Annotated in this window: 24 protein-coding genes; 13 read left to right on the plus strand and 11 right to left on the minus strand. The window is 66.9% G+C overall.

Features of this window, described 5'->3' with window-relative positions; all coding sequences use genetic code 11:
• Positions 1 to 11: 11 nt before the first annotated feature.
• Positions 12 to 1301, minus strand: coding sequence for a guanine deaminase (guaD, locus tag G481_RS0104730; RefSeq protein ID WP_028028993.1), 1290 nt, complete (start codon positions 1299 to 1301; stop codon positions 12 to 14).
• 133 nt (positions 1302 to 1434) lie between these two features.
• Here guaD and mgtE point away from each other — a divergent pair, with 133 nt between their 5' ends.
• The 11 genes from mgtE (at position 1435) to G481_RS0104785 (ending at position 11675) form a co-directional block, all read left to right on the plus strand.
• Complete coding sequence (gene mgtE / locus G481_RS0104735) at positions 1435 to 2805, plus strand: magnesium transporter (RefSeq protein WP_028028994.1); 1371 nt, start codon at positions 1435 to 1437, stop codon at positions 2803 to 2805.
• On the plus strand, positions 2802 to 3398 hold the full coding sequence (locus G481_RS22865; protein ID WP_035025090.1) for a 5-formyltetrahydrofolate cyclo-ligase: 597 nt from the start codon (positions 2802 to 2804) through the stop codon (positions 3396 to 3398). The genes mgtE and G481_RS22865 overlap by 4 nt, the downstream gene beginning before the upstream one ends.
• 50 nt (positions 3399 to 3448) lie before the next feature.
• A complete protein-coding gene (locus G481_RS0104745) occupies positions 3449 to 4006 on the plus strand; it encodes a NifU family protein (protein ID WP_028028995.1) in 558 nt (185 codons plus the stop codon).
• 3 nt (positions 4007 to 4009) lie between these two features.
• Positions 4010 to 4681, plus strand: a complete 672-nt coding sequence (gene tsaB, locus G481_RS0104750) for a tRNA (adenosine(37)-N6)-threonylcarbamoyltransferase complex dimerization subunit type 1 TsaB (RefSeq protein ID WP_028028996.1) — start codon at positions 4010 to 4012, stop codon at positions 4679 to 4681.
• Positions 4674 to 5102 (plus strand): GNAT family N-acetyltransferase, encoded by a 429-nt coding sequence (locus G481_RS0104755; RefSeq protein WP_028028997.1) that lies wholly within the window; start codon positions 4674 to 4676, stop codon positions 5100 to 5102. The genes tsaB and G481_RS0104755 overlap by 8 nt, the downstream gene beginning before the upstream one ends.
• 152 nt (positions 5103 to 5254) lie before the next feature.
• Entirely contained in the window at positions 5255 to 6244 is a 990-nt protein-coding gene (locus tag G481_RS0104760) for a BMP family lipoprotein (protein ID WP_028028998.1), read from the plus strand.
• 7 nt (positions 6245 to 6251) lie between these two features.
• Positions 6252 to 7826, plus strand: coding sequence for an ABC transporter ATP-binding protein (locus tag G481_RS0104765; RefSeq protein ID WP_028028999.1), 1575 nt, complete (start codon positions 6252 to 6254; stop codon positions 7824 to 7826).
• Positions 7823 to 8914, plus strand: coding sequence for an ABC transporter permease (locus G481_RS0104770; protein WP_028029000.1), 1092 nt, complete (start codon positions 7823 to 7825; stop codon positions 8912 to 8914). Before G481_RS0104765 ends, G481_RS0104770 begins: the two co-directional genes overlap by 4 nt.
• Entirely contained in the window at positions 8914 to 9879 is a 966-nt protein-coding gene (locus G481_RS0104775) for an ABC transporter permease (RefSeq protein ID WP_028029001.1), read from the plus strand. Before G481_RS0104770 ends, G481_RS0104775 begins: the two co-directional genes overlap by 1 nt.
• A 129-nt stretch (positions 9880 to 10008) precedes the next feature.
• Entirely contained in the window at positions 10009 to 10926 is a 918-nt protein-coding gene (locus G481_RS0104780; RefSeq protein ID WP_028029002.1) for a sulfite exporter TauE/SafE family protein, read from the plus strand.
• On the plus strand, positions 10923 to 11675 hold the full coding sequence (locus tag G481_RS0104785) for a TIGR02186 family protein (protein WP_028029003.1): 753 nt from the start codon (positions 10923 to 10925) through the stop codon (positions 11673 to 11675). Before G481_RS0104780 ends, G481_RS0104785 begins: the two co-directional genes overlap by 4 nt.
• A 14-nt stretch (positions 11676 to 11689) precedes the next feature.
• Here G481_RS0104785 and G481_RS0104790 read toward each other — a convergent pair whose 3' ends face one another.
• The 4 genes from G481_RS0104790 to G481_RS0104805 all read right to left on the minus strand — a co-directional run bounded on the left by G481_RS0104790 (position 11690) and on the right by G481_RS0104805 (position 14921).
• Positions 11690 to 12145 (minus strand): universal stress protein, encoded by a 456-nt coding sequence (locus G481_RS0104790; RefSeq protein WP_028029004.1) that lies wholly within the window; start codon positions 12143 to 12145, stop codon positions 11690 to 11692.
• Positions 12146 to 12229: 84 nt separating this feature from the next.
• Positions 12230 to 12973: a hypothetical protein gene (locus G481_RS0104795; protein WP_028029005.1), complete on the minus strand. Its 744-nt coding sequence runs from the start codon at positions 12971 to 12973 to the stop codon at positions 12230 to 12232.
• A 139-nt stretch (positions 12974 to 13112) separates the two neighbouring features.
• Positions 13113 to 14522: a type I glutamate--ammonia ligase gene (glnA, locus tag G481_RS0104800; protein ID WP_028029006.1), complete on the minus strand. Its 1410-nt coding sequence runs from the start codon at positions 14520 to 14522 to the stop codon at positions 13113 to 13115.
• 60 nt (positions 14523 to 14582) lie between these two features.
• Positions 14583 to 14921 (minus strand): P-II family nitrogen regulator, encoded by a 339-nt coding sequence (locus G481_RS0104805; RefSeq protein ID WP_028029007.1) that lies wholly within the window; start codon positions 14919 to 14921, stop codon positions 14583 to 14585.
• Positions 14922 to 15092: 171 nt separating this feature from the next.
• Between G481_RS0104805 and G481_RS0104810 the strand changes: the two genes are divergently transcribed.
• Entirely contained in the window at positions 15093 to 16751 is a 1659-nt protein-coding gene (locus tag G481_RS0104810; protein WP_028029008.1) for a bifunctional ADP-dependent NAD(P)H-hydrate dehydratase/NAD(P)H-hydrate epimerase, read from the plus strand.
• Positions 16752 to 16848: 97 nt separating this feature from the next.
• Here the strand turns inward: G481_RS0104810 and G481_RS0104815 are convergent, their stop codons facing one another.
• The 6 genes from G481_RS0104815 to cobA form a co-directional block, all read right to left on the minus strand.
• Entirely contained in the window at positions 16849 to 17670 is an 822-nt protein-coding gene (locus tag G481_RS0104815; RefSeq protein WP_028029009.1) for a ferredoxin--NADP reductase, read from the minus strand.
• Between the two features lie 170 nt (positions 17671 to 17840).
• Positions 17841 to 18254: a DUF934 domain-containing protein gene (locus tag G481_RS0104820; protein WP_028029010.1), complete on the minus strand. Its 414-nt coding sequence runs from the start codon at positions 18252 to 18254 to the stop codon at positions 17841 to 17843.
• Positions 18251 to 19039, minus strand: coding sequence for a phosphoadenylyl-sulfate reductase (locus G481_RS0104825; RefSeq protein ID WP_084450628.1), 789 nt, complete (start codon positions 19037 to 19039; stop codon positions 18251 to 18253). The genes G481_RS0104820 and G481_RS0104825 overlap by 4 nt, the downstream gene beginning before the upstream one ends.
• Positions 19011 to 20672, minus strand: a complete 1662-nt coding sequence (locus G481_RS0104830) for a nitrite/sulfite reductase (protein WP_028029012.1) — start codon at positions 20670 to 20672, stop codon at positions 19011 to 19013. Before G481_RS0104830 ends, G481_RS0104825 begins: the two co-directional genes overlap by 29 nt.
• Before the next feature lie 69 nt (positions 20673 to 20741).
• On the minus strand, positions 20742 to 21041 hold the full coding sequence (locus G481_RS0104835; RefSeq protein ID WP_028029013.1) for a DUF2849 domain-containing protein: 300 nt from the start codon (positions 21039 to 21041) through the stop codon (positions 20742 to 20744).
• Between the two features lie 2 nt (positions 21042 to 21043).
• Positions 21044 to 21799, minus strand: a complete 756-nt coding sequence (gene cobA / locus G481_RS0104840) for a uroporphyrinogen-III C-methyltransferase (RefSeq protein WP_028029014.1) — start codon at positions 21797 to 21799, stop codon at positions 21044 to 21046.
• Between the two features lie 144 nt (positions 21800 to 21943).
• Between cobA and G481_RS0104845 the strand changes: the two genes are divergently transcribed.
• Positions 21944 to 22408, plus strand: a complete 465-nt coding sequence (locus G481_RS0104845) for an Lrp/AsnC family transcriptional regulator (RefSeq protein WP_028029015.1) — start codon at positions 21944 to 21946, stop codon at positions 22406 to 22408.
• Positions 22409 to 22564: the final 156 nt, after the last annotated feature.

Here is a 22564-nt window from a genome sequence, read left to right on the forward strand (position 1 = left end):
CCGCGCCTGTATCAGCCCCCGACCCGGCGCCCGGCAATATAGGTCGCGGCAATCGCCCGGTCATCGCCCATCATGATGGTCGGGAACAGCGCCTGCCACAGATCTTCGGCGCGGCTGGTTGCCTGCGCGATGGCGGGGGTGGACTCCAGGTCGATCACCACCAGATCGGCCTCCATCCCCGGGGCGATAGTGCCGATGCGGTCGTCCATGCGCAGCGATTGCGCGGACCCTTGGGTGGCCAGCCACCATAGCTCGGCCGGATGCAGGGCGCGGCCTTTCAGCTGCCCGACCTCATAGGCCGCCGCCATGGTGCGCAGCATGGAAAACGACGACCCGCCCCCGGTGTCGGTGGCCAGCCCGATCCGGTGGCCCGCCGCCTTCAGCCCGCCCATGTCGAAGAGCCCCGAGCCGATGAAGGTGTTCGAGGTCGGGCAGTGGATCAGGCTGCAATCCATGTCCAGCAGCTTTGCCCGCTCGCGGTCCTCCAGCCAGATGGCATGGCCAAAGACCGCGCCAGGGCCGACCAGACCAAAGCGTTCATAAGTGTCCAGATAGTCGCGGTCGGTGGGGTAAAGGCCCTTGACCCAGGCGATCTCGTCGGTCTGCTCGCTCAGGTGGGTCTGCATCAGGCAATCGGGGTTCGCGGCCCATAGCGCCCCCAGCGCCTCGAGCTGTTCAGGGGTCGAGGTGGGCGAGAACCGCGGCGTGATCACATAGGACAGCCGGTCGAGCTGATGCCATTTGGCGATCAGCCGGGCCGAGTCGTCATGGGCCGAGCGGGCGGTATCGCGCAGCCCTTCGGGCGCCGTGTCGCGGTCCATGCAGGTCTTGCCCGCCAGCACCCGCAGCCCGCGCGCCTGCGCCTGCTCAAAGAACGCATCCACGCTGGCGGGGTGGATGGTGCAATAGCTGCACACGGTCGTCGTGCCGTTCGCCAGTGTCAGATCGAAATAGCGGCTGGCAATCGCAGCGGCATAGGCCGGATCGGCAAAGCGCATTTCCTCGGGAAAGGTATAAAGGTTCAGCCAGTCGATCAGCCGCTTGCCCCAGCTGGCGATGATGGCGGTCTGCGGATAGTGGACATGGGCGTCGATGAACCCGGCCGAAATGAGGTTCCGCCCGTGGCTGATGACGGGCACCTGCGGATGGGCCGCGCGCAGCCGGGCGGCCGGGCCGACCGCGCGGATCACGCCGCCCTCGACCAGCACCGCGCCATCGGTTTCGATCCGCGCCGCCGCGATCCCTTCGGCAAAGGGGTCTGCGGCAAAGCTCAGCACCTGTCCGGTCAGCAGTTGGGCCACGCAATTCTCCATCCAAGCAAGACGCGCCAGCCTAACCCCAATCGCGGCGCGGGTAAATTTCCCCGTTGCCCCTGTTTTCCCGAAACACCTTCGGGTAAGGTCGCCGCAATCCCGGCGAACAAGGAGGCGCGACATGTCGGACGATCCCGAAAGCCCGCGCGCCGCCCCCCCGCAAGAGGTGGTCGATGCTGTCCGCGAGGCGGTCGAGGCCGGGGATTCCGCCCTTCTTGTCGATCTGCTCGAGCCGCTTCACGCCGCTGACATCGCGGACATTCTGGAACAGATCCGCTCGGGCGAGCGGGCGGCCCTGCTCAAGCTGTGGGGCCGCGAGATCGACGGCGAGATCCTGTCGGAAATCGACGAGTCGATCCGCGAGGAGGTCATCGAGAGCCTGGCCCCCGAGGTTCTGGCCGAGGCGGTGCGCGAGCTTGATTCCGACGATGTGGTCGACATTCTGGAAGACCTCGAGGAACCGGCGCAGGAACGCATTCTGGATGCGCTGGACCGCGACGACCGGGCGGCGGTCGAACAGTCGCTGTCCTATCCGGAATATTCCGCCGGCCGTCTGATGCAGCGCGAGGTGGTCTCGGCCCCGCTGCACTGGACGGTGGGCGAGGCCATCGACTTCCTGCGCGGCGAGGACTGGCTGCCCGACCAGTTCTATCATGTGATCCTGGTCGATCCGCGCATGAAGCCGGCAGGCTATGTCACGCTGGGCCGCATCCTGTCGGCGCGTCGCGAGGTGAAGCTGTCCGAGATCGCCGAGGACAGTTTCCGCACCATCGCCGCCACCGAGGCCGAGGCGGATGTGGCCTATATCTTCACCCAGTATCACCTGATCACCCTGCCGGTGGTCGATGAAGGCGGGCGGCTGGCCGGGGTGATCACCATCGACGACGCCATGTCGGTGCTGGACGAGGAGCACGAGGAAGACATGCTGCGCATGGCCGGCGTGGGCGAGGAAAGCTCGCTTTCGGACGGCGTGTGGGAAACCGTGCGCCAGCGCTTTCCCTGGCTGGCGGTCAATCTGGTCACGGCTAACGTGGCCGCCATGGTGATCGGGCTGTTCGAACATACCATCGTGATGATCGTCGCGCTGGCGGCGCTGATGCCGATTGTCGCCTCGATGGGCGGGAATGCGGGGACCCAATCGCTGACCGTCGCGGTGCGGGCGCTGGCGACGCGCGATCTGACATCCTCGAACGCGACGCGGGTGATCTGGCGGGAACTGACGGTAGGCCTGTTGAACGGGCTGGGTTTTGCGCTGGTGATGGGGCTGGTCGCCTGGGCGTTCTATGGGCGCGATGTGCTGCTGGGGGCGGTGATCGGGGCGGCGATCATCGTCAACCTGACCATTGCGGCGCTGTCCGGGGTTCTGGTGCCGCTTTTGCTGCACCGGCTGAAGCTGGATCCGGCGCTGGCCTCGGGCACCTTTGTCACGACGATGACCGATGTGGTCGGCTTCTTTGCCTTTCTGGGGCTGGCCACGGTGGTGCTGCTGTGAACGCTGTCGTTGAAAAATCCGCGCTGCGCGAGGCGGCATTTGCCGCCCGCGCGCTTGCCCATGCCACCGGGCAGGGCAGGGCGACCGATCACCTGCTGGCGGCCCTCGCCCCACATCGTGGCAAGGTGCTGGCCGGCTATATGCCGATGCGGTCGGAAATCGACCCTTTGCCCGCCATGGCGGCCTGGGATGGTCCGGTCTGCGTGCCGGTGGTCATCGCGCGGGGCCAGCCCTTGCGGTTTCGCGCCTGGACGCCCGGCAGCCGGATGGTCGAGGGCGCGTTCGGCGCGCTGATCCCCGAAAGCGGCGACTGGCTGGTGCCGCAGGTGCTGATCGTGCCGCTGGTCGCCTTTGATGCAAGGGGCTTCCGGCTGGGCTATGGCGGGGGGTTCTATGACCGCACGCTGGAAGGGCTGCGCGCCACCGGCCCGGTGCCTGCGATCGGCTTTGCCTTTGCCGCCCAACAGGTCGATGCCGTGCCGATCGAGCCCACCGACCAGCCGCTTGACCTGATCGTGACCGAGGCCGGCGTGCTGCGGCCCGGGCCCGCCAAATCCTTGCCCGAACCTGCTGCTGGCCCCTGCCGTTCTTGACAGGATGGGGGGCGGGGCGCATATCCCCCTTAACCCCGGAGATTGCTGCCATGTTCATCCAGACCGAAACCACCCCGAACCCCGCCACGCTGAAATTCCTGCCTGGTCAGGACGTGATGGCCGTGGGCACTGCCGATTTCCCGTCGGCCGATGCTGCGGCGCAATCGCCCCTTGCACGGCGGATCTTTGCCGTTGGCGGCGTGACCGGCGTGTTCCTTGGCAATGATTTCGTCACCGTGACCAAAGGGGCCGACGCGGCCTGGGAACATGTCAAGCCCGCGATCCTTGGCGCGATCATGGAACATTTCCAGTCCGGCCTGCCGGCGATCGAGGGCGAGGCCGAGGCCGCCCATGCCATCCACGAAGGCGAGGATGGCGAGATCGTCAAGCAGATCAAGGAGCTGCTGGACACCCGCGTGCGTCCTGCCGTGGCGCAAGATGGCGGCGACATCACCTTTCACGGCTTCGACCGCGGTGTCGTTTATCTGCACATGAAGGGCGCCTGCGCCGGGTGCCCCTCGTCGACCCTGACGCTGAAGATGGGGATCGAGAACCTGCTGCGCCACTATATCCCGGAAGTGACCGAGGTTCGCCCGGTCGCTGCCTGACCCATGGCACGATCGTATCTGGCCTTCGACACATCGGCCGCGCATTGCGCGGCCGCTTTCGTGCAGGATGGGGCGGTGGTCCTGGCGCGGACCGAACCCATGCAGCGCGGGCAGGCGGAACGGCTGATGCCGTTCCTGGCAGAGCTGCTGGCCGGGGCCGGGGCAGGCTGGAGCGATCTGGCGGGGCTTGCTGTCGGGATCGGGCCGGGCAATTTCACCGGCGTGCGGATCGCGGTCGCCGCCGCGCGCGGGCTGGCGCTGGGGCTGGGGGTGCCGGCGATCGGCATCTCGACCTTCGAGTTGCTGCTGGACCCGCAGTCGGGGGCCGATCTGCTGATCACCCTCCCCGCCCCGCGCGATCAGATCTATGCACAGCGCTTTCGGGCCGGGGCAGCCGTGGGCACCCCCTGGTTGATCGACCTGGCCGAGGTGCCGGCCGATCTGGCCGCGGCGCCGCCTGCGGTGGTGCGCGGGCACCGGGCGGGCGAGCTGGCCGATGTGCTGCGGGCACGGGCCGAAATCGTCGCCATTGACGATTACGCCCGCGCGCTGGGGCGGCGCGCGGCATGGCGGTTCGGCCAGCCGCTGGATGGCACGCGCCCCGCGCCGCTCTATGTCCGCCCGCCCGATGCGGCCCCCCCGGCCGATCCGCCCCCGGTGATCCTTGATGCCTGAGACGGATCGTCTGGCGGCGATCCATGCGGCCAGCTTCACCAACCCGCGCCCGTGGTCAGCCCAGGAGATGGCCAGCCTGCTGGCCATGCCCGGCAGCTTTCTGGCCGAGCGGCCGGGCGGCTTCGTGATGGGCCGCGCGGTGCTGGACGAGGCCGAATTGCTGACCATCGCCGTTGCCCCCGATCTGCGGCGGATGGGCACCGGCGCCGCGCTTCTGGCCGCGTTCGAGGCCGAGGCGCAGGCGCGCGGCGCGGCGCGGGCCTTTCTGGAGGTCGCGGCCGACAATGCCGCCGCCATCGCGCTTTATACCCGTGCCGGATGGCGCCCTTGCGGGCGGCGCAAGGGCTATTACCGGGATGGTCCGGGCGGGGCTGTGGATGCCCTGCTGCTGGAACGCACATTTGCGCAACCAATGGCTTAGCATCGGCATCTGTTGCGCCGCACCGCCGCAAGGCGCGCCAGATTCCTGTTGACCGCCGCAGCCGCCTGCGGCTTGATGAGGCCTGATCCGCCAGAGATCGGACCGCCGAAAGGGCAGGCCCAACGCCCGCGGCCATAACCGGGAGATTCCGAATGACCCTTATGCACAAATTCCTTGGCGCGACTGCTGCGCTGGCGCTGTCGGCGGGCGTGGCTGCGGCCGAACCCGCGCTGATCTATGATCTGGGCGGCAAGTTCGACAAATCCTTCAACGAGGCTGCCTTCAACGGCGCCCAGAAGTGGGTCAAGGAAGCCGGCGCCACCTACAAGGAACTGGAAATGCAATCCGCCGCCCAGCGGGTGCAGTTTGCGCGCCGCATGGCGGAATCGGGTGCCAACCCGATCGTGGTGATGGGCTTCCAGAACGAGGAAACGCTCAAGGAAGTGGCGCCGGATTACCCGGATACCTCGTTCGTGCTGATTGACGCGGTGGTCGATCTGCCGAACGTGCGCTCGGTGATCTTTGCCGAACAGGAAGGCAGCTATCTGGTCGGCATGCTGGGCGCGATGGCGTCGAAGTCGGGCACCATCAGCTTTGTCGGCGGCATGGACATTCCGCTGATCACCGCCTTTGCCTGCGGCTATGCCCAGGGCGCCAAGGCCGTGAACCCGGATGCGAAAGTCATCGTGAACTACACCGGCGATACCCCGGCAGCCTGGAACGACCCGGTCAAGGGCGGCGAGATCGCCAAGGCGCAGATGAGCCAGGGCTCGGACGTGATCTTTGCAGCCGCGGGCGGCACGGGCCTTGGTGTGCTGCAGGCGGCGGCGGATGGCGGCGTTCTGTCGATCGGCGTCGATTCGAACCAGAACCACCTGCACCCGGGCAAGGTTCTGACCTCGATGCTGAAGCTGGTCGACAATGCGGTCTATCAGGCGTTCAAGGATGGCCCCGGCCTCAAGCCCGGCGTGGTCAAGATGGATCTGGCCGCTGGCGGCGTCGGCTATGCGCTGGACGACAACAACAAGGATCTGATCTCTGACGACATGAAGGCCAAGGTCGAGGCGGCCAAGGCCGACATCATCGCCGGCAAGATCATGGTGCACGATTACCGCACCGACAGCACCTGCCCGGCCTTCTGATCCGACGATGGTCACGGGAACGCATACGGGGCGGCAGGCAACTGCCGCCTCGGTTTCGCCTTATGCGATCGAGCTGCGCGGCATTTCCAAGGCCTTTGGCCCCGTGCAGGCCAACAAGGACATCTCGATCCGCGTCAGGCGCGGAACGATCCACGGCATCATCGGCGAGAACGGGGCAGGAAAATCGACGCTGATGTCGATTCTCTATGGCTTCTACAAGGCCGATGCCGGCGAAATCCTGATCGGCGGCCAGCCGACCGCCATTCCCGACAGCCAGGCCGCGATCCGCGCCGGCATCGGCATGGTGTTCCAGCATTTCAAGCTGGTGCCGAACTTCACCGTGCTGGAAAACGTCATCCTTGGCGCCGAAGAGGGCCGCCTGCTGCGCCCCTCGCTGGGCAAGGCGCGCGGCGTGCTGAAACAGCTGGCACAGGATTACGAGCTTGAGGTCGATCCCGATGCGGTGGTCGAGGATCTGTCGGTCGGCCACCAGCAGCGGGTGGAAATCCTCAAGGCGCTGTATCGTCAGGCCGACATCCTGATCCTGGATGAGCCCACCGGCGTTCTGACCCCGGCCGAGGCCGACCATCTGTTCCGCATCCTGCGGGGCTTGCGCGATCAGGGCAAGACGGTGATCCTGATCACCCACAAGCTGCGCGAGATCATGGAGATCACCGACGAGGTCAGCGTGATGCGCCGCGGCACCATGGTGGCCACCGTCGACACATCCGCCACCAACCCCGAGGCGCTGGCCGAGCTGATGGTGGGGCGCAAGGTGCTGTTGCGGGTCGACAAGGTGCCCGCAACCCCCGGCGCCCCGGTGCTCGAGGTCGAGAACCTGTCCGTCACCGACAGTGCGGGGGTGCAGCGGCTCAAGGGCATCTCGCTGACCGTGCGGGCCGGGGAAATCCTTGGCATTGCGGGTGTTGCGGGCAACGGGCAGACGGAACTCCTGCAGGTGCTGGGCGGCACGCAGCGCGGCACCGGCCGCGTTCGGCTGAACGGGCGCGATCTGCCGCTGTCCGGCGCAGGCTGTGACGGTCAGTCGCGCCGCGCCTCGGGCATTGCGCATGTCCCCGAGGACCGGCACGAGGAGGGGCTGATCCTCGATTTCTCCGCCTGGGAAAACGTCGCCTTTGGCTATCACAACGCCCCGGAATACCAGAAGAATGCGTTGATGATGGACAATGACGCGCTGCGCCGCGACACTGAGGCCAAGATCGCCCGGTTCGACGTGCGCCCGGCCAATTGCTGGCTGCCGGCCAAGTCGTTCTCGGGGGGCAATCAGCAAAAGATCGTCGTCGCGCGCGAGATTGAGCGCAACCCCGATCTGCTGCTGGTCGGCCAGCCGACCCGAGGGGTCGATATCGGTGCCATCGAGTTCATCCACCAGCAGATCGTCGCGCTGCGCGATGCGGGCAAGGCGGTGCTGCTGGTTTCGGTCGAGCTGGACGAGATTCTGGGCCTTTCGGACCGCGTGGCGGTCATGTTTGACGGCCGCATCATGGGCGAGCGTCCGGCGGATGAAACCGACGAGCGCGAACTTGGCCTGATGATGGCCGGGATGGGGGGCACGCAATGACCCGGATGCCACCATGGGCCGATGCGGTGATCGTGCCGCTGATCTCGCTGCTGATCGCATTCCTGGTCTCGGGTCTGGTGATCCTGGCCATCGGCGAGGATCCGGTGCGCGCCATGACCGTGATGGTCAAGGGCGCGCTGGGGTCCAGCTATGGCTGGGGCCATACGCTGTATTATGCCACCAACTTCGTCTTTACCGGGCTTGCGGTGGCGATCGCCTTTCATGCCGGGTTCTTCAACATCGGCGGCGAAGGTCAGGCCCTGCTGGGCGGGCTTGGCGTGGCGCTGGTGCTGCTGTTCATCCCGTGGCCGCACTGGTCGCTGGCGCTGATCGGCGCGACGGCGGGGGCGGCGGTGTTCGGCGCGGCCTGGGCGGCGATTCCGGCATGGCTGCGGGCCAAGCGCGGCAGCCATGAAGTGATCACCACGATCATGTTCAACTTCATCGCCTCGTCGCTGCTGGTCTATATCCTGGTCCATGTGCTGCGCCCGCAAGGCTCGCAGGACCCTGCCTCGCCGCGCTTTCCGGCCGAGGTCAAGCTGCCCCGGCTGGGCGCGCTGATGGACAGCATCGGGATTCCGTTCTCGAAAAGCGCACCGGCGAACATCACCCTGTTCCTGGCGATCGCGGCCTGTGTGCTGGTCTGGTTCATCTTGTGGCACACGCGGCTGGGCTATCAGATCCGCGCGCTTGGCAAGAAGGAAAAGGCCGCCGTCTATGCCGGGATCAGCCCGGTGCGCATCACCATGTATGCCATGCTGATGTCGGGGGCGCTGGCCGGGCTGATGGCGGTGAACTCCACCATGGGCGAGGCGAACCGCCTGATCAACGGCGCTGCCGAGGGCGCCGGTTTCATCGGGATCGCCGTTGCTCTGATGGGGCGCAGCCATCCGCTTGGCGTGGCGCTGGCGGCTTTGCTGTTCGGCTTCCTCTATCAGGGCGGGGGCGAGCTCAGCCTTGAAACCTCGATCCCGCGCGATCTGGTGGTGGTCATCCAGGCGCTGGTGATCCTGTTCACCGGGGCGCTCGACAATATGGTGCGCTGGCCGGTCCAGCGGCTGTTCGCGGCTGCAAAAGGGGGCAAGTGATGGATTACATGACCATCCTGCAAATCCTCGATTCTACCCTGCGGCTGGCAACGCCCCTGCTGCTGGCCTGCCTTGCCGGGCTGTTTTCCGAACGCGCCGGGGTCTTTGACATCGGGCTCGAAGGCAAGATGCTGGCGGCGGCCTTCCTGTCGGGGGCGATTGCGGCGGTCACGCTGAACCCCTGGGCCGGGCTGCTGGCGGGGATCGTGGCAAGTCTTGTGATGGCGGCCATCCATGGCGTTGCCTCGATCACCTTTCGGGGCAACCAGCTGATCTCGGGGGTTGCCATCAACTTTCTGGCGGCCGGGATGACGGTTCTGGTCGGCCAGCACTGGTTTGAACTGGGCGGGCGCACCCCCGCGCTGCTGGACGGCGGGCGTTTCCCGCCGCTCACCCTGCCGGGGGCCGAGGCGCTGGCCAATGTGCCGGTGATCGGCCCGCTGTATGCGGAACTGATCTCGGGCCACACGATCCTTGTCTATGTCGCGCTGCTGTGCGTGCCGGTCAGCTGGTGGCTGCTGTACCGCACGCGCTTTGGCCTGCGCCTGCGCGCGGTGGGCGAGAATCCGGCAGCGGTGGATACGGCGGGCGTTTCCGTCGTCGGGCTGCGCTTTGCGGCGGTGATGATCTGCGGCCTGCTGTGCGGCATTGCCGGGGCCTATCTGGCGACGGGCCTGTCGGCTGGCTTCGTGCGCGACATGACGGCAGGGCGCGGCTTCATCGCGCTGGCGGCGCTGATCTTTGCCAAATGGCGCCCGTGGCAGGCGCTTGGCGCCACGCTGCTGTTCGGCCTGCTCGAGGCGCTGTCGAACCGCTATCAGAACATCGACCTGGGCGGGGTGGTGATCCCCGTGCAGGTCATGCAGGCGCTGCCCTATGTGCTGACGGTGATCATTCTGGCCGGCTTTGTCGGCAAGGCGATCCCGCCGCGTGCCGGGGGCGAGCCCTACGTCAAGGAACGCTGAACGGGGCATCATCTTGCCCCAAATACCCTGGGGGCGCGGGGGCAAGGCCCCCGCATCCCTTTGACAACGCGTCCCCCCGGTGCCACTGTTTCCTTGCGCGCCAACGGCTTCGGGTATCACGGGATCGCCATGCAGCTCTACCTGCCCATCGCCGAGGTATCGGTGAATGCCTTCACGCTTCTGGGGCTTGGCGGGCTGGTGGGGATCCTGTCGGGGATGTTCGGGGTCGGCGGGGGCTTTCTGATCACGCCCTTGCTGATGTTCATCGGCGTGCCGCCCGGGGTTGCGGTGGCAACCGGCGCCAATCAGGTGGTGGCCTCGTCGGTCTCTGGCGTTCTTGCCCATCTCAGGCGCCGCACCGTCGATCTGCGCATGGGGCTGGTGCTGCTGGCGGGCGGGATGGCCGGGTCCAGCGTCGGCATCTGGGTGTTTTCCATCCTGCGCCGCATGGGGCAGGTCGAGCTGCTGGTTCAGCTCAGCTATGTGATCTTTCTGGGCCTGATCGGCCTGATGATGGCGCAAGAGGCGATCCGCGCCCTGCGCCGTGCCGCGCGCCCTGGCCCGCCGCGGCGGGCGCACCAGCACTATCTGGTGCATCGCCTGCCGCTCAAGATGAAGTTCCGCGCCTCGGGCCTTTACATCAGCGCGATCCCGCCCTTGGCGGTCGGGGCGGTGGTCGGGTTTCTGGCGGCCATCATGGGGGTGGGGGGCGGCTTCATCATGGTGCCGGCGATGATCTATCTGCTGGGGATGCCGACCAAGGTGGTGATCGGCACCTCGCTGTTCCAGATCATCTTTGTCAGCTGCTTCACCACGCTGATGCATGCGATCACCGCCTATTCGGTCGATATCATGCTGGCGGTCATGCTGATCCTGGGCGGGGTGATCGGCGCCCAGATCGGCACCCAGATCGGCCTGAAGCTCAAGGCCGAACGGCTGCGGCTGTTCCTGGCGCTTCTGGTGCTGTCGGTTTCGGTCAAGATCTTCTTCGATCTGGTGCTCGAGCCCTCCGAGCTTTACACGGTCGTGCCGGGGCGGCTGCCATGATCCGGCTGGCGCTTGCCCTGCTGCTGCTGGCCCTGCCGGTGCGGGCCGAACAGGTGGTCGCGGGCCTTAGTCAGAACCGCGTCGCCATCACCGCGAACTTCGACGGCTCGGAAATCGTGGTCTTTGCCGCCGTTGCCCGCGATGCGCCGCCGCCCAAGGGCAAGCTGGATGTGATCGTCACGATCGAGGGGCCGCTTGCCCCCGTCACGGTCTGGCGCAAGGCACGGCGGATGGGCATCTGGGTCAACACCGAGGCGGTCGAGATCGGCAGCGCGCCTTCGTTCTATGCCATTGCCACCACCGGCCCGCTGCCCGAGATCGTCGAAGACAGCTACAACAAGGCCTATCGCATCGGCATCGGTCAGGTGCTGCAAGGGCTGGATGTCCAGCGCCGGATGCCCGATGCCGACCAGTTTGCTCAGGCGCTGGTGCGGTTGCGCCGGGCCAGCGGGGATTATCAGGTCGATGCGGGGGCAGTGCGGCTGGACCAGCAGACGCTGATCCGGGCCGATGTGCAACTGCCGGCGAACCTGACCGAGGGCCGCTTTCGCGCCCGCATCTTCCTGCTGCGCGAAGGCCGGGTCATCGCGCTGGAGGAAACCGCGATCTACGTCCAGAAGGAAGGGATCGAGCGGTTCTTGCACCGTCTCGCGCTGGATCAGCCCGCGCTCTATGGGTTGCTGTCGCTGGGGCTGGCGGTTCTGGCAGGCTGGCTGGCCTCGGCCGCGTTCCAGTGGTTCCGGCGCTGAGGACACCGCCTGGCTCAGGTGATCGCTTCCAGCCGTTCCTTGGACATCTCGCCGGGGACGATGGTGACGGGGCAGGGCAGGCTGGCGGAATGGCGCGACAGATGCGTCACCAGGGGCCCCGGCCCCGCCTTGTCGCTGCCTGCGCCCAGCACCAGAATGCCGATGCTGGGGTCGTCCTTCAGCTGGGCCAGCACCTCGGCCGCCGCTTCGCCTTCGCGGATCACCAGTTCGGGATGAACGCCATGCTTGGTGCGCATCCATTTGGCAAAGACCTCGAAATGCGCCTCGATCCGCTCGCGGGCTTCGGCGCGCATCAGGTCGGCAACGCCGATCCAGTGCTGGAATTCCTCGGGCGGGATCACCGACAGGATCACCACGCCCGCCCCGGTATGCGCGGCCCGCAGCGCGGCATAGCGCATCGCATTGAGGCATTCGCGGCTGTCATCCAGCACGACCATGAACTTGCGCATCGTCTCTCTCCCGGCTCCGGGGGATGATGCGCCGAAGGCGGCGGCCTGTCCAGCCACCAGACCCGACCTGCCTTGCCGTGACAGTCAGCCGCCTTGGGCCGCCTTGCGGGCCAGAAGTTTGGCCCGCATCTGTCCAAGACGGCGAAACACCGTGCCCGGATCGGCATTCAGCCGGTCCAGCAGTTCCAGCGCCAGCGGCCCCAGCACGGGTTCGGCCCGTGCCTCGATCACCAGGGGGGCCAGCAGGTTGATGTCCAGCCCGCCATCGCGCAGCGAAAAGGGCTCGATCTCCATCGGCAGCGGGGCCTTGACCTTGTGACCCAGCCGGAACGGGGTGGTTGGGTCCAGCCCGGAATAGAGCCGTTCATATTCCGTCAGCTTGAGCAGGCTGAACAGCACTTTCAGCGATTGCCCCAGCCGCCGTTCGCTTTCGGTGCTGCCATGGTCGGCAAAGGTGATCGCGGCCGAGATCAGCCAGCGGGTCGACAGGCAGCCGGTCAGCGCGGCCCCCTGTTCGGCCCATAGCCTGAGGAACAGTGCCGGTGCATGGTCCGGCCAGGCGCGCTTGCGCAGGGCCGAAATCAGCAGCCCGTGCAGCAGGGCGATTTCCGGCTGGCCTTGCAGTTCCTCGGACAGGGCATGGTGCTTGCGCGCATACATCGTGGGGCGCGGCGCAAGCGGGCCGGGCGCGGCGACCGGCCGGCCCAGCAGCGGGTCAATGGCCACATCCAGCGGGGGCAGCGCCTCGCCCTCGGCGAAGTCCAGAGGCGCGCGGCGCGCCTCATAGCGGGCGATGGCGGCATCCCAGCCGTCAGGGTAGGTCAGCATCGGGTCTCCGTCACTTGGGCGGGCGGGGCAAATCCCTGCAAGGGGGCATCGCTGCCGCCCACAGTGCCGCGCCGCTCCCGTGATCCGCAAGCGAAAAGGGCGCCCCAAGGGGCGCCCTTGCCTGCCAGACCGCAAGGGATCAGCAGCTGTAGTACATCAGGTATTCGACCGGGTGGGGGGTATGCTCGTAGGCATAGACCTCTTCCCACTTCAGCGCCATGTAGCCTTCCAGCTGGTCGCGGGTGAACACATCGCCCGCCAGCAGGAAGTCCATGTCCTTGGCCAGCTCTTCCAGCGCCTCGCGGAGCGAGCCGCAGACGGTCGGGATTTCGGCCAGTTCTTCCGGCGGCAGATCGTAGAGGTCCTTGTCCGAAGCCGGGCCCGGGTCGATCTTGTTCTTGATGCCGTCAAGGCCGGCCATCAGCAGCGCCGCGAACGCCAGATAGGGGTTCGCCGACGGATCGGGGAAACGGGCTTCGACGCGCTTGGCTTTCGGCGATTCGGTCCACGGAATACGGACGCAGCCCGAGCGGTTGCGAGCCGAATAGGCGCGCAGCACCGGAGCCTCGAAGCCCGGGATCAGACGCTTGTAGCTGTTGGTGCCGGGGTTCGTCAGGGCGTTCAGCGCCTTGGCATGCTTGAGGATGCCACCGATGAACCACAGGGCTTCCTGCGACAGGTCGGCATATTTGTCACCGGCGAACAGCGGCTTGCCGTCCTTCCAGATCGACATGTTGACGTGCATCCCCGACCCGTTGTCGCCCTTCATGGGCTTGGGCATGAAGGTCACCGTCTTGCCATAGGCATGGGCGACGTTCTGGATGACGTACTTGTATTTCAGGATGTTGTCGGCCTGCTCGGTCAGACCACCGAAGATCAGACCCAGTTCGTGCTGGCAGGTCGCCACTTCGTGGTGGTGCTTGTCGACCTTCATGCCCATGCGCTTCATGGTCGACAGCATCTCGCCGCGCAGATCCTGGGCTTCGTCGATCGGGTTGACCGGGAAATAGCCGCCCTTGTGGGGCGCGCGGTGGGCCAGGTTGCCGGTCTCGTATTCCGTATCGGTGTTCCACGAGGCGGCGTCAGCGTCGATCTGGTAGGCCACTTTCGCCGGGGTCACCGAGTAGCGCACGTCGTCGAAGATGAAGAACTCGGCTTCCGGGCCGAAATAGGCCACATCACCGATGCCCGAGGACTTGAGGTAAGCCTCGGCCTTGAGCGCGGTGCCGCGCGGGTCGCGGCTGTAGGGCTCGCCGGTGTCGGGCTCGACCACGTTGCAGTGGATGCACATGGTCTTTTCGGCATAGAACGGGTCAATGTAGACCGACGAGGCATCCGGGATCAGCTTCATGTCGGACTGGTCGATCGACTTCCAGCCGGCAATCGACGAGCCGTCGAACATGAAGCCTTCTTCGAACCAGTCCTCATCGACCAGATCGGCCACCAGCGTCACGTGCTGGAGCTTGCCTTTCGGGTCGGTGAAGCGGACGTCGACGTATTCGACCTCTTCGTCCTTCATCAGCTTCAGGGCGTCCTGAACCTTGCTCATATGTACTTCCTCAGTTTGGCGGTTGCGGGCGCGTGCCTGCGCGGGGCAGGCTGCGGAAACTCAGACGGCGTCCTCTCCGGTTTCGCCGGTGCGGATGCGGATGACCTGTTCGACAGGGCTGACAAAGATCTTGCCATCGCCGATCTTGTCGGTGCGCGCGGCCGAGATGATCGCCTCGATGGCCGGGTCGACCATGTCGTCGGTCAGCACGACCTCGATCTTCACCTTGGGCAGGAAGTCGACGACATATTCGGCGCCGCGATACAGCTCGGTATGGCCTTTCTGGCGGCCGAACCCCTTGACCTCGATGACGGAAAGGCCCTGGATGCCGACATCCTGCAGCGCCTCTTTGACCTCGTCGAGCTTGAAGGGCTTGATGATCGCCTCGATCTTCTTCACGGCCCCGACTCCCTTGCATCCTCTTCCCTGCCGACTGACCACTTTCGCGGCGAAGGGACAATCTGTTAGGGTTCACGGGCGCGGGTCCAAGGGCTGGAAACGCGGTGTTTGCACATTTTTTGCCCATTTAGCCCTGAATGTGGGCGCTCGAAGAATCCATGTGATGCCGAAATGACCGAAGTTCTGACTTCTGCCCAAATGCGCGCCATCGAAAAGGCAGCCATCGACTCTGGCGCCGTCACCGGGCTGGATCTGATGGAACGCGCCGGCGAGGGCGTGATCCGGGCGATCCTGGCGGAATGGCCGGAACTGGCCATGGGCGCCCCCCGTGCGGTGGTGCTGTGCGGGCCGGGCAACAATGGCGGTGACGGGTTCGTCGTGGCCCGGCTGCTGCATGGCCGCGGCTGGGCCGTCCGGGTGCTGGCCATGGCCCCGCCCGAGGCCTTGCCGCCCGATGCGGCCCACAATGCGCGGCGCTGGCAGGCGCTCGGCCCTGTCGAGCCGCTGACCGAGGCGAACCTGCGGCAGGGGCCGCCCAACGATCTTTATGTCGATGCCATCTTCGGAACCGGCCTGTCGCGACCGCCCGTCGGTGACTGTCTTGACGTGCTGACCCATATCGGCGGGCGCAACGGTGATGCGGGTTATTACACGCCGCGTCTGGTGGCGGTCGATGCGCCCTCGGTCCTGTGTCTGGACAGCGGGCGCAGCCTGCACCCGGGCTGGGACTGTCCGCGCGCCCGCCTGACCGTCACCTTCGACAGTCCCAAGGCCGGGCATCTGCTGGCCCAGGGGCCGGCGCTGTGCGGCAAGCTGGCGGTGGTGGACATCGGGATCGGTCCCTGGCGCGCGGGTTCCCCTCCGGACCAGTCGGATGGCCGCCCGCGCGGGCCAAGACCGCGCGCGACCCTGGGCCGGGTCGAGCCCTCCCTTGCGCCATTCCCTCGCACCCCCGGCGCTTTCGTGCCGGGGATGCTGGGCAAGGCCGGATGGGACGAGGCGGATCGCACCCACAAGTTCACCTTTGGCCATGCGATTGTCCTTGGCGGCCCGGCCGGTCGCGGCGGTGCCGCGCGTCTGGCTGCCCGGGGCGCGCTGCGGATGGGCGCCGGTCTGGTGACCATCGCCAGCCCGCCAGCCGCCATGGCGGAAAATGCCGCGCGTCTGGATGCGATCATGCTGCGCGAGATGGCGGATGGCGCGGCGCTGGCCTCGCTGCTAGAGGACCGCCGCATCACGGCTCTGTGCCTTGGCCCCGGATTGGGCACTGATGCGCACGTGGGGGGCATTCTGGCGGCGGCCCTGCGCGCCCCTGTCCCGGCCCGGCGGGGTCTGGTGCTGGATGCCGATGCCCTGACCCTGCTGGCGCAGCACCCCGACCTGTTCGCCGCCCTGCACCGCGCCTGTGTCCTGACCCCACACGGCGGCGAATTTGCGCGGCTGTTTCCCGACCTTGCCGAACGGCTGAACGCCCCCGCCACACAAGGCCCGGCCTATAGCAAGGTGGATGCCACCCGAGAGGCCGCTGCCCGTGCCGGCTGCACCGTGCTCTTCAAGGGCCCCGATACGGTGATCGCCACCCCGGACGGCCGCGCGGCGATCCACGCGGCGGCCTATGACCGCGCCGCGCCCTGGCTGGCCACGGCCGGATCCGGCGACGTGCTGGCCGGGTTCATCACTGGCCTGCTCGCACGCGGGTTAGATCCGTTCGATGCCGCCTGCACCGCCGCCTGGCTGCACGCCGACTGCGCCCGCAGCTTCGGCCCCGGCCTGATTGCCGAGGATCTGCCGGAAGAACTGCCCAGGGTGTTCCGGGCGCTCGGCCTGTGATCCGGGCCCATCTTGCCTTTTCTGAAATACCCTCGGGGGGTGAATTGGCCGGCACGGCCAAGAGGGGGGCAGACGGCCCCCCTGCGCCGCCGCAGCCCTAGATCCCCTCGCCCACAAAGGCCTTTTCGACCACGAATTCCGCCGGCTCGGAATTCGCCCCCTCGCGCAGGCCCCAACCTTCAAGGATTGCCTTGACGTCGATGTTGAACGCAAGGCTGCCGCAGATCATCGCGCGGTCGGTGGCCGGGTCCATCGGGCCGGGGATGCCCAGATCGGCAAAGACCTTGCCCGAGGACAGGTTGTCGGTCACGCGCCCCATATGGTCGAACGCCTCGCGCGTGGTGGTGGGGTAGTAAAGCAGCTTGCCCTCAACCATCTCGCCGATCAGTTCGTCATTCTTGAGCCCCTCGACCAGCTGACGGCCGTATTCCAGCTCGGCCACCTGGCGGCAGGTGTGCATCATGATGACCTGGTCATATTTCTCGTAGGTCTCGGGATCGCGCATCAGGCTGGCAAAGGGGGCGATCCCGGTGCCGGTGGCCAGCAGCCACAGCCGCTTGCCCGGCAGCAGCGCATCATGCACCAGCGTGCCGACCGGCTTGGGGCGCAGGATGATCTGATCGCCCGGCTGGATATGCTGCAGCTTTGACGTCAGCGGGCCATCGGGCACCTTGATCGAGTAGAATTCCAGCTCCTCGTCCCAGTTGGGCGAGGCGATGGAATAGGCGCGCAGCAAGGGTTTGCCATTGTCGCCCATCAGCCCGATCATCACGAATTCGCCCGAGCGGAAGCGCAGCGATTGCGGCCGCGTCACGCGGAAGGAAAACAGCCGGTCGGTCCAGTGCCTGACCGAGGTCACGGTCTGGGCATCGGGCAGGACGGGGGCGGTCGGGCGGGTCGGGGCGGGCGTGTCGGTCATATGCGTCTCGGGCAAGGCGGCGGGGCCGCGCGGGATGTCAGCGGCAGGACCGGGGGTTTTGCACCCCCGGACCCCCGCAGGATATTTGGATCAAGGCGAAAGACGGCCATGGGCCGCCTTGGCGGGCCGCACCAGTCTAGCGGCTGGGGGCAGGCGTGGGAATCGCCAATTCAGGCGGTCAGCCGCGACCTATGGTCATGGGTTTGCCAGTCGGCGCGGAAGCGCCATTGGTCTTCGGGCTGGCGGGCGGCAAGGTCGGGGCTGATCTCGACCTCGTCAAAGCCGGACCGGCGGGCCATGGCATATTGGTCGGCCAGCAGATGGCCATGGGCGCGCAGCGTGCCGGCATAGCCCATGCGGCGCAGATCGCGCGCCAGGGTGAAGCCGCGCCCGTCGGAGAAGGCCGGAAAGGCGATGCGGATCAGCGTCAGGCGGTGCAGATCGCCCGCCAGCGCGCTGGCGCGGTCGCCGGGCAGAAGGTCGACGGCCGTCGCCAGGGGCGCGCCGGCGAGGTCGGCCAGCGCAACGGGCGTGGGGCCGGCGGGGGTGGGGGCAAAGCCCGCATCGGTGACGAGGATGCTCATGCTGCCGTGTCCTTGAGGGGGCCGCGCACGATGCGGCCGTCGTTGAAGTGAATGCCGCATTCGGTCTTGTCCGATCCGCGCCAGCGCCCGGCGCGTTCGTCCTCGCCGGGTTTGACGCGGCTGGTGCAGGGGGCGCAGCCGATGCTGGGATAGCCCTGCGCCACAAGGGGGTGGCGCGGCAGGCGGTTGTTCAGCATGTAATCCGCCACATCCTCCTTGCCCCAATGGGCCAGGGGGTTGACCTTGATGCGGCCGGTGCCGGCCTCGGCCTCGAAGAAATCCAGCGCGGCGCGGGTTGTGCCCTGATAGCGTTTGCGCCCGGTGATCCAGGCATCGAAACCCGACAGCGCACGGTCGAGCGGCGCGGTCTTGCGCAGATCGCAGCAGGCGTCGGTATCGCGCCGGTGCAGCGCCCCGTCTGGGTCCCAGACCGACAGGTCGGTCAGCCCCGCGCGGATCACCCGCACATCGCGCAGATCCAGCCGTTCCGCGATCTCGCGCTGATAGGCCAGCGTTTCGGGGAACAGCAGGCGCGTGTCGATGAACAGCACCGGCGTTTGCGGTGCGACGACCGAGACAAGGTGCAGCAGCACCACCGATTCCGCCCCGAAGGACGACACCAGCGCAACGCGCCCCAGATCGGGATCGTTCAGCGCATGTTCCAGCACCGCCACCGCCCCATGATGGCGATAGCGCGCGTTCAGCGCGGCGACACGGTCCGGGACCGGGGCAAGCCCGGCGCCCGAGCCGTGCAGCTCACGCGGCAGAGCGTTCGGCCGCGCCATAGAGCGCCTCCTTGAAGGGGGCCGGGCCAAGGCGGGCGAAGGCGGCCGCAAAGGTTTCCTGCGGGGTTTCGCGCTGTGCCAGATAGGCGCGCAGCAGCCGCTCGATCGCGGGGACGATCTGGTCATAGGCAAAGCCGGGACCAGCGCGTTCGCCGATGGCCGCGTTTTCGGTGGCGTCGCCCCCGAGGGTGATCTGGTAATTCTCCACCCCCGCCCGGTCGAGGCCGAGAATGCCGATATGCCCGACATGGTGATGCCCGCAAGCATTGATGCAGCCCGAGATCTTGATCTTGAGCTGACCGATTTCCCGCTCGAGCCCCAGGTCGCGGAAATGGGTGGCCAGTTCCTGCGCCACGGGAATGCTGCGGGCGGTGGCGAGGGCGCAATAATCCATGCCGGGGCAGGCGATGATGTCGGACAGCAGGCCCACGTTGGCGGTGGCCAGCCCGGCCTCGGTCAGCGCGGCCCAGACGGCGGGCAGGTCGCCCTTGTGGACATGGGGCAGGATGACGTTCTGTTCGTGGCTGATGCGCAGCTCGTCATGGCCATAGGTCTGTGCCAGATCGGCCAGAACGCGCATCTGGTCGCTGGTGGCATCGCCCGGGGTCTGGCCATGGGCTTTCAGGCTGACGGTGACGATCGCATATTGCGCGTTGCGGTGGTCGGTCAGGTTGGTGTCCGCCCAGTCGCGGTAGACCGGATTGCCAAGCGCCATGAGATGCGCGTCGATGGGCGCATTGCGGAAGGCGGGGGGGGCAAAGGCGGCCTCGATTTCCGACAGGAAAGCGCGGTTGAGGGTAAAGCCGGGCCGGATTTCGGCAAAGCGGCGGTCAACCTCGGCGCGGAAGGCATCGAGGCCGTTTTCGAAGACGGTGATCTTGATGCGGGCCTTGTATTTGTTGTCGCGCCGGCCAGCCTCGTTATAGGCGCCAAGGATCGCCTCGAGATAGGGCAGCAGATCGTCCAGCGGGACGAAGGGGTTGATGACCTGGCCGATCATCGGGGTGCGGCCAAGGCCGCCGCCGACGATCACCTCGAAGCCGCCTTGACCCTGATCGTTGCGCACCATGCGCAGGCCGATGTCATGCGCCTTGGTGACAGCGCGGTCGTTCGGGCTGCCGGTGATGGCGATCTTGAACTTGCGCGGCAGGAACTGGAATTCCGGGTGGTCGGTGGACCACTGGCGCAAAAGTTCGGCGATGGGGCGGGGATCGGCGATTTCATCCGCCGCGGCGCCGGCGAAATGGTCGGCCGTCACGTTGCGGATCGTGTTGCCGCTGGTCTGGATGGCGTGCATTTCCACATCGGCCAGCGCGGTCAGGATGGCCGGCACATCGGCCAGTTTCGGCCAGTTGAACTGGATGTTCTGGCGCGTGGTGAAATGGCCATAGCCCTTGTCCCAGGTGTCGGCGATATGGGCCAGCTGGCGCATCTGGCGGCTGGACAGCGTGCCATAGGGGATCGCCACCCGCAGCATGTAGGCATGCAGTTGCAGGTAGAGCCCGTTCATCAGGCGGAAGGGCTTGAACTCATCCTCGGTCAGCGAGCCGTCGATACGGCGGGCGACCTGCTGGCTGAACTGGGCGACACGGGCGCGGGTGAAGGCTTCGTCAAAGTCGGTATAGCGATACATCGGGCTTTCCCTGAGGCGGCGGCGCGGGGTGGCAGGCGTCGCATGGGTATTTGTGGCAAGATGATGGGGTCAGGCGCTGGTCGCCTGTTTGCCGTGGGCATAGTTCGACGGGCCGCGGGTGCGGAAGATTTCCCGGAAATGCACAGGCTCGGGGCCGTTCGGGCCGGGGCGCGCATCGGCCAGATAGGCGCCGACCACGCGGTCGCCCTGACGCTGGGCCAGCAGCAGGCGCAGCTGGGCATGGGCCTCGTCCTCGATCAGTTCGGCCTGATGGTGATCGCGGGTCCAGGTGCCCTCGGGGGTCAGCCAGACGGAGTCGCCATCCAGCAGGTCGTTGGCGGTGACGGTTTTCGGGGTGAAACGGGCCATGGTCAGGCCTCCAGGACTGCGGGCAGGGTGGACAGGGCGGCGCGGGGGGCAAGGCCCCACAGAATGACGGCGGGGCCCGAACATTGGGCGGCCGTGGCGGGCAGGGTGGCCAGGGTTGCCGCATGGATGCGCTGGTCGGGGCGGGCGGCGTTTTCCACCAGCGTGACCGGCGTGTCGGGCAAGGCGCCGTGCATCATCAGCCGGCCTTGCAGGAAACGCGCGGCGGCCTTGCCCATGTAGATCGCGGCAACCGCGCCGGGGCGGGCCAGCGCGCGCCAGTCTTGATCGGCAAAGCCCTTGACGTCATGCCCGGTCACGATGGTCAGCGCCCCGTTGCGCCCGCGCGCGGTCAGCGGCTGGCCGAGGGCCGCGGCGGCGGCCGAGGCGGCGGTCAGGCCCGGCACGATCTGCCAGGCGATGTTGGCGGCATCGAGGGCGTCCAGTTCCTCCTCCAGCCGGCCGAAGATGCCGGGATCGCCCGATTTCAGCCGCACGACAAAGGCGCCGGTGCGGGCGGCGTCGATCATCGCGGCGTGGATCTCGGCCTGCGGGGTCGAGGGGCCGAAGCCCTCTTTCCCGGCGTCGATCCGGCGGGTCGTGGCGGGGATCAGGTCCAGGATGCCCTGACCGATCAGCCGGTCGAGCACGATCACATCGGCAGACTGGATCGCGCGCAGCGCGCGCAGCGTCAGCAGGTCGGGATCACCGGGGCCTGCGCCGACAAGCGCGACAGAGCCGGGGGCAAAGCTGGTGGTCATGGCGATCTTCCCGAGGGCTGGTTTTCCTGCCCCAATATAGGACAATTTCCCGGTTTATTGCTAGATTGCCCTTGATGATAAGGATGATTGTTCCGATACTACGCCAGATATGAACGCCTGTTCGCATTCGGGGGAATCTGCGGAATGACTGTCCGGCTGGACGATATGGATCGGAAAATCCTTGCCGCATTGCAGGAAGATGCCAGCCAGTCGCTGGATGAAATCGCCCGCCGCATCGGCAGTTCCAAGACCCCGGTGTGGAATCGCATCCGCCGGATGAAGGAGGCGGGGGTGATCTTGCGCACCACCGCGCTGCTGGATGCCGAGGCACTGGGGCTGGAGGCCTGCTTTTTCGTGCTGGTGCGCACCTCCGAGCACGAGGCCGACTGGCAGCGCCGCTTTCTGGATGTGCTGCGCAAGCGCCCCGAGGTGATGGAGGCGCATCGTCTGGCCGGGGATATCGACTATATCCTGAAGGTGCGGGTCAAGAACGCGCGGGCCTATGACACCTTTTATCAGGCGCTGATTTCCGAGGTGAAAATCTACAACGTGACCGCGCTGCTGAGCATGGAAGAGATCAAGGCCACCACCATGCTGCCGCTGGGTTAGCGGGCTGGGGCGTCCTTGGGGGGCGATGTCAGCCGGCCGGGCGCCCCACCTGCCGGCAGACCGGCGGGCAGGGGCGGCATCCGTATTTGACCGGCCCCCGGGTCTGGCCGGGGACCGCATCGCGGGGCAGTCAGGCCTGCGATCCCCTGCGCGGCG

The organism is Gemmobacter nectariphilus DSM 15620, from assembly GCF_000429765.1.
In the GTDB taxonomy this organism is placed as follows: domain Bacteria; phylum Pseudomonadota; class Alphaproteobacteria; order Rhodobacterales; family Rhodobacteraceae; genus Wagnerdoeblera; species Wagnerdoeblera nectariphila.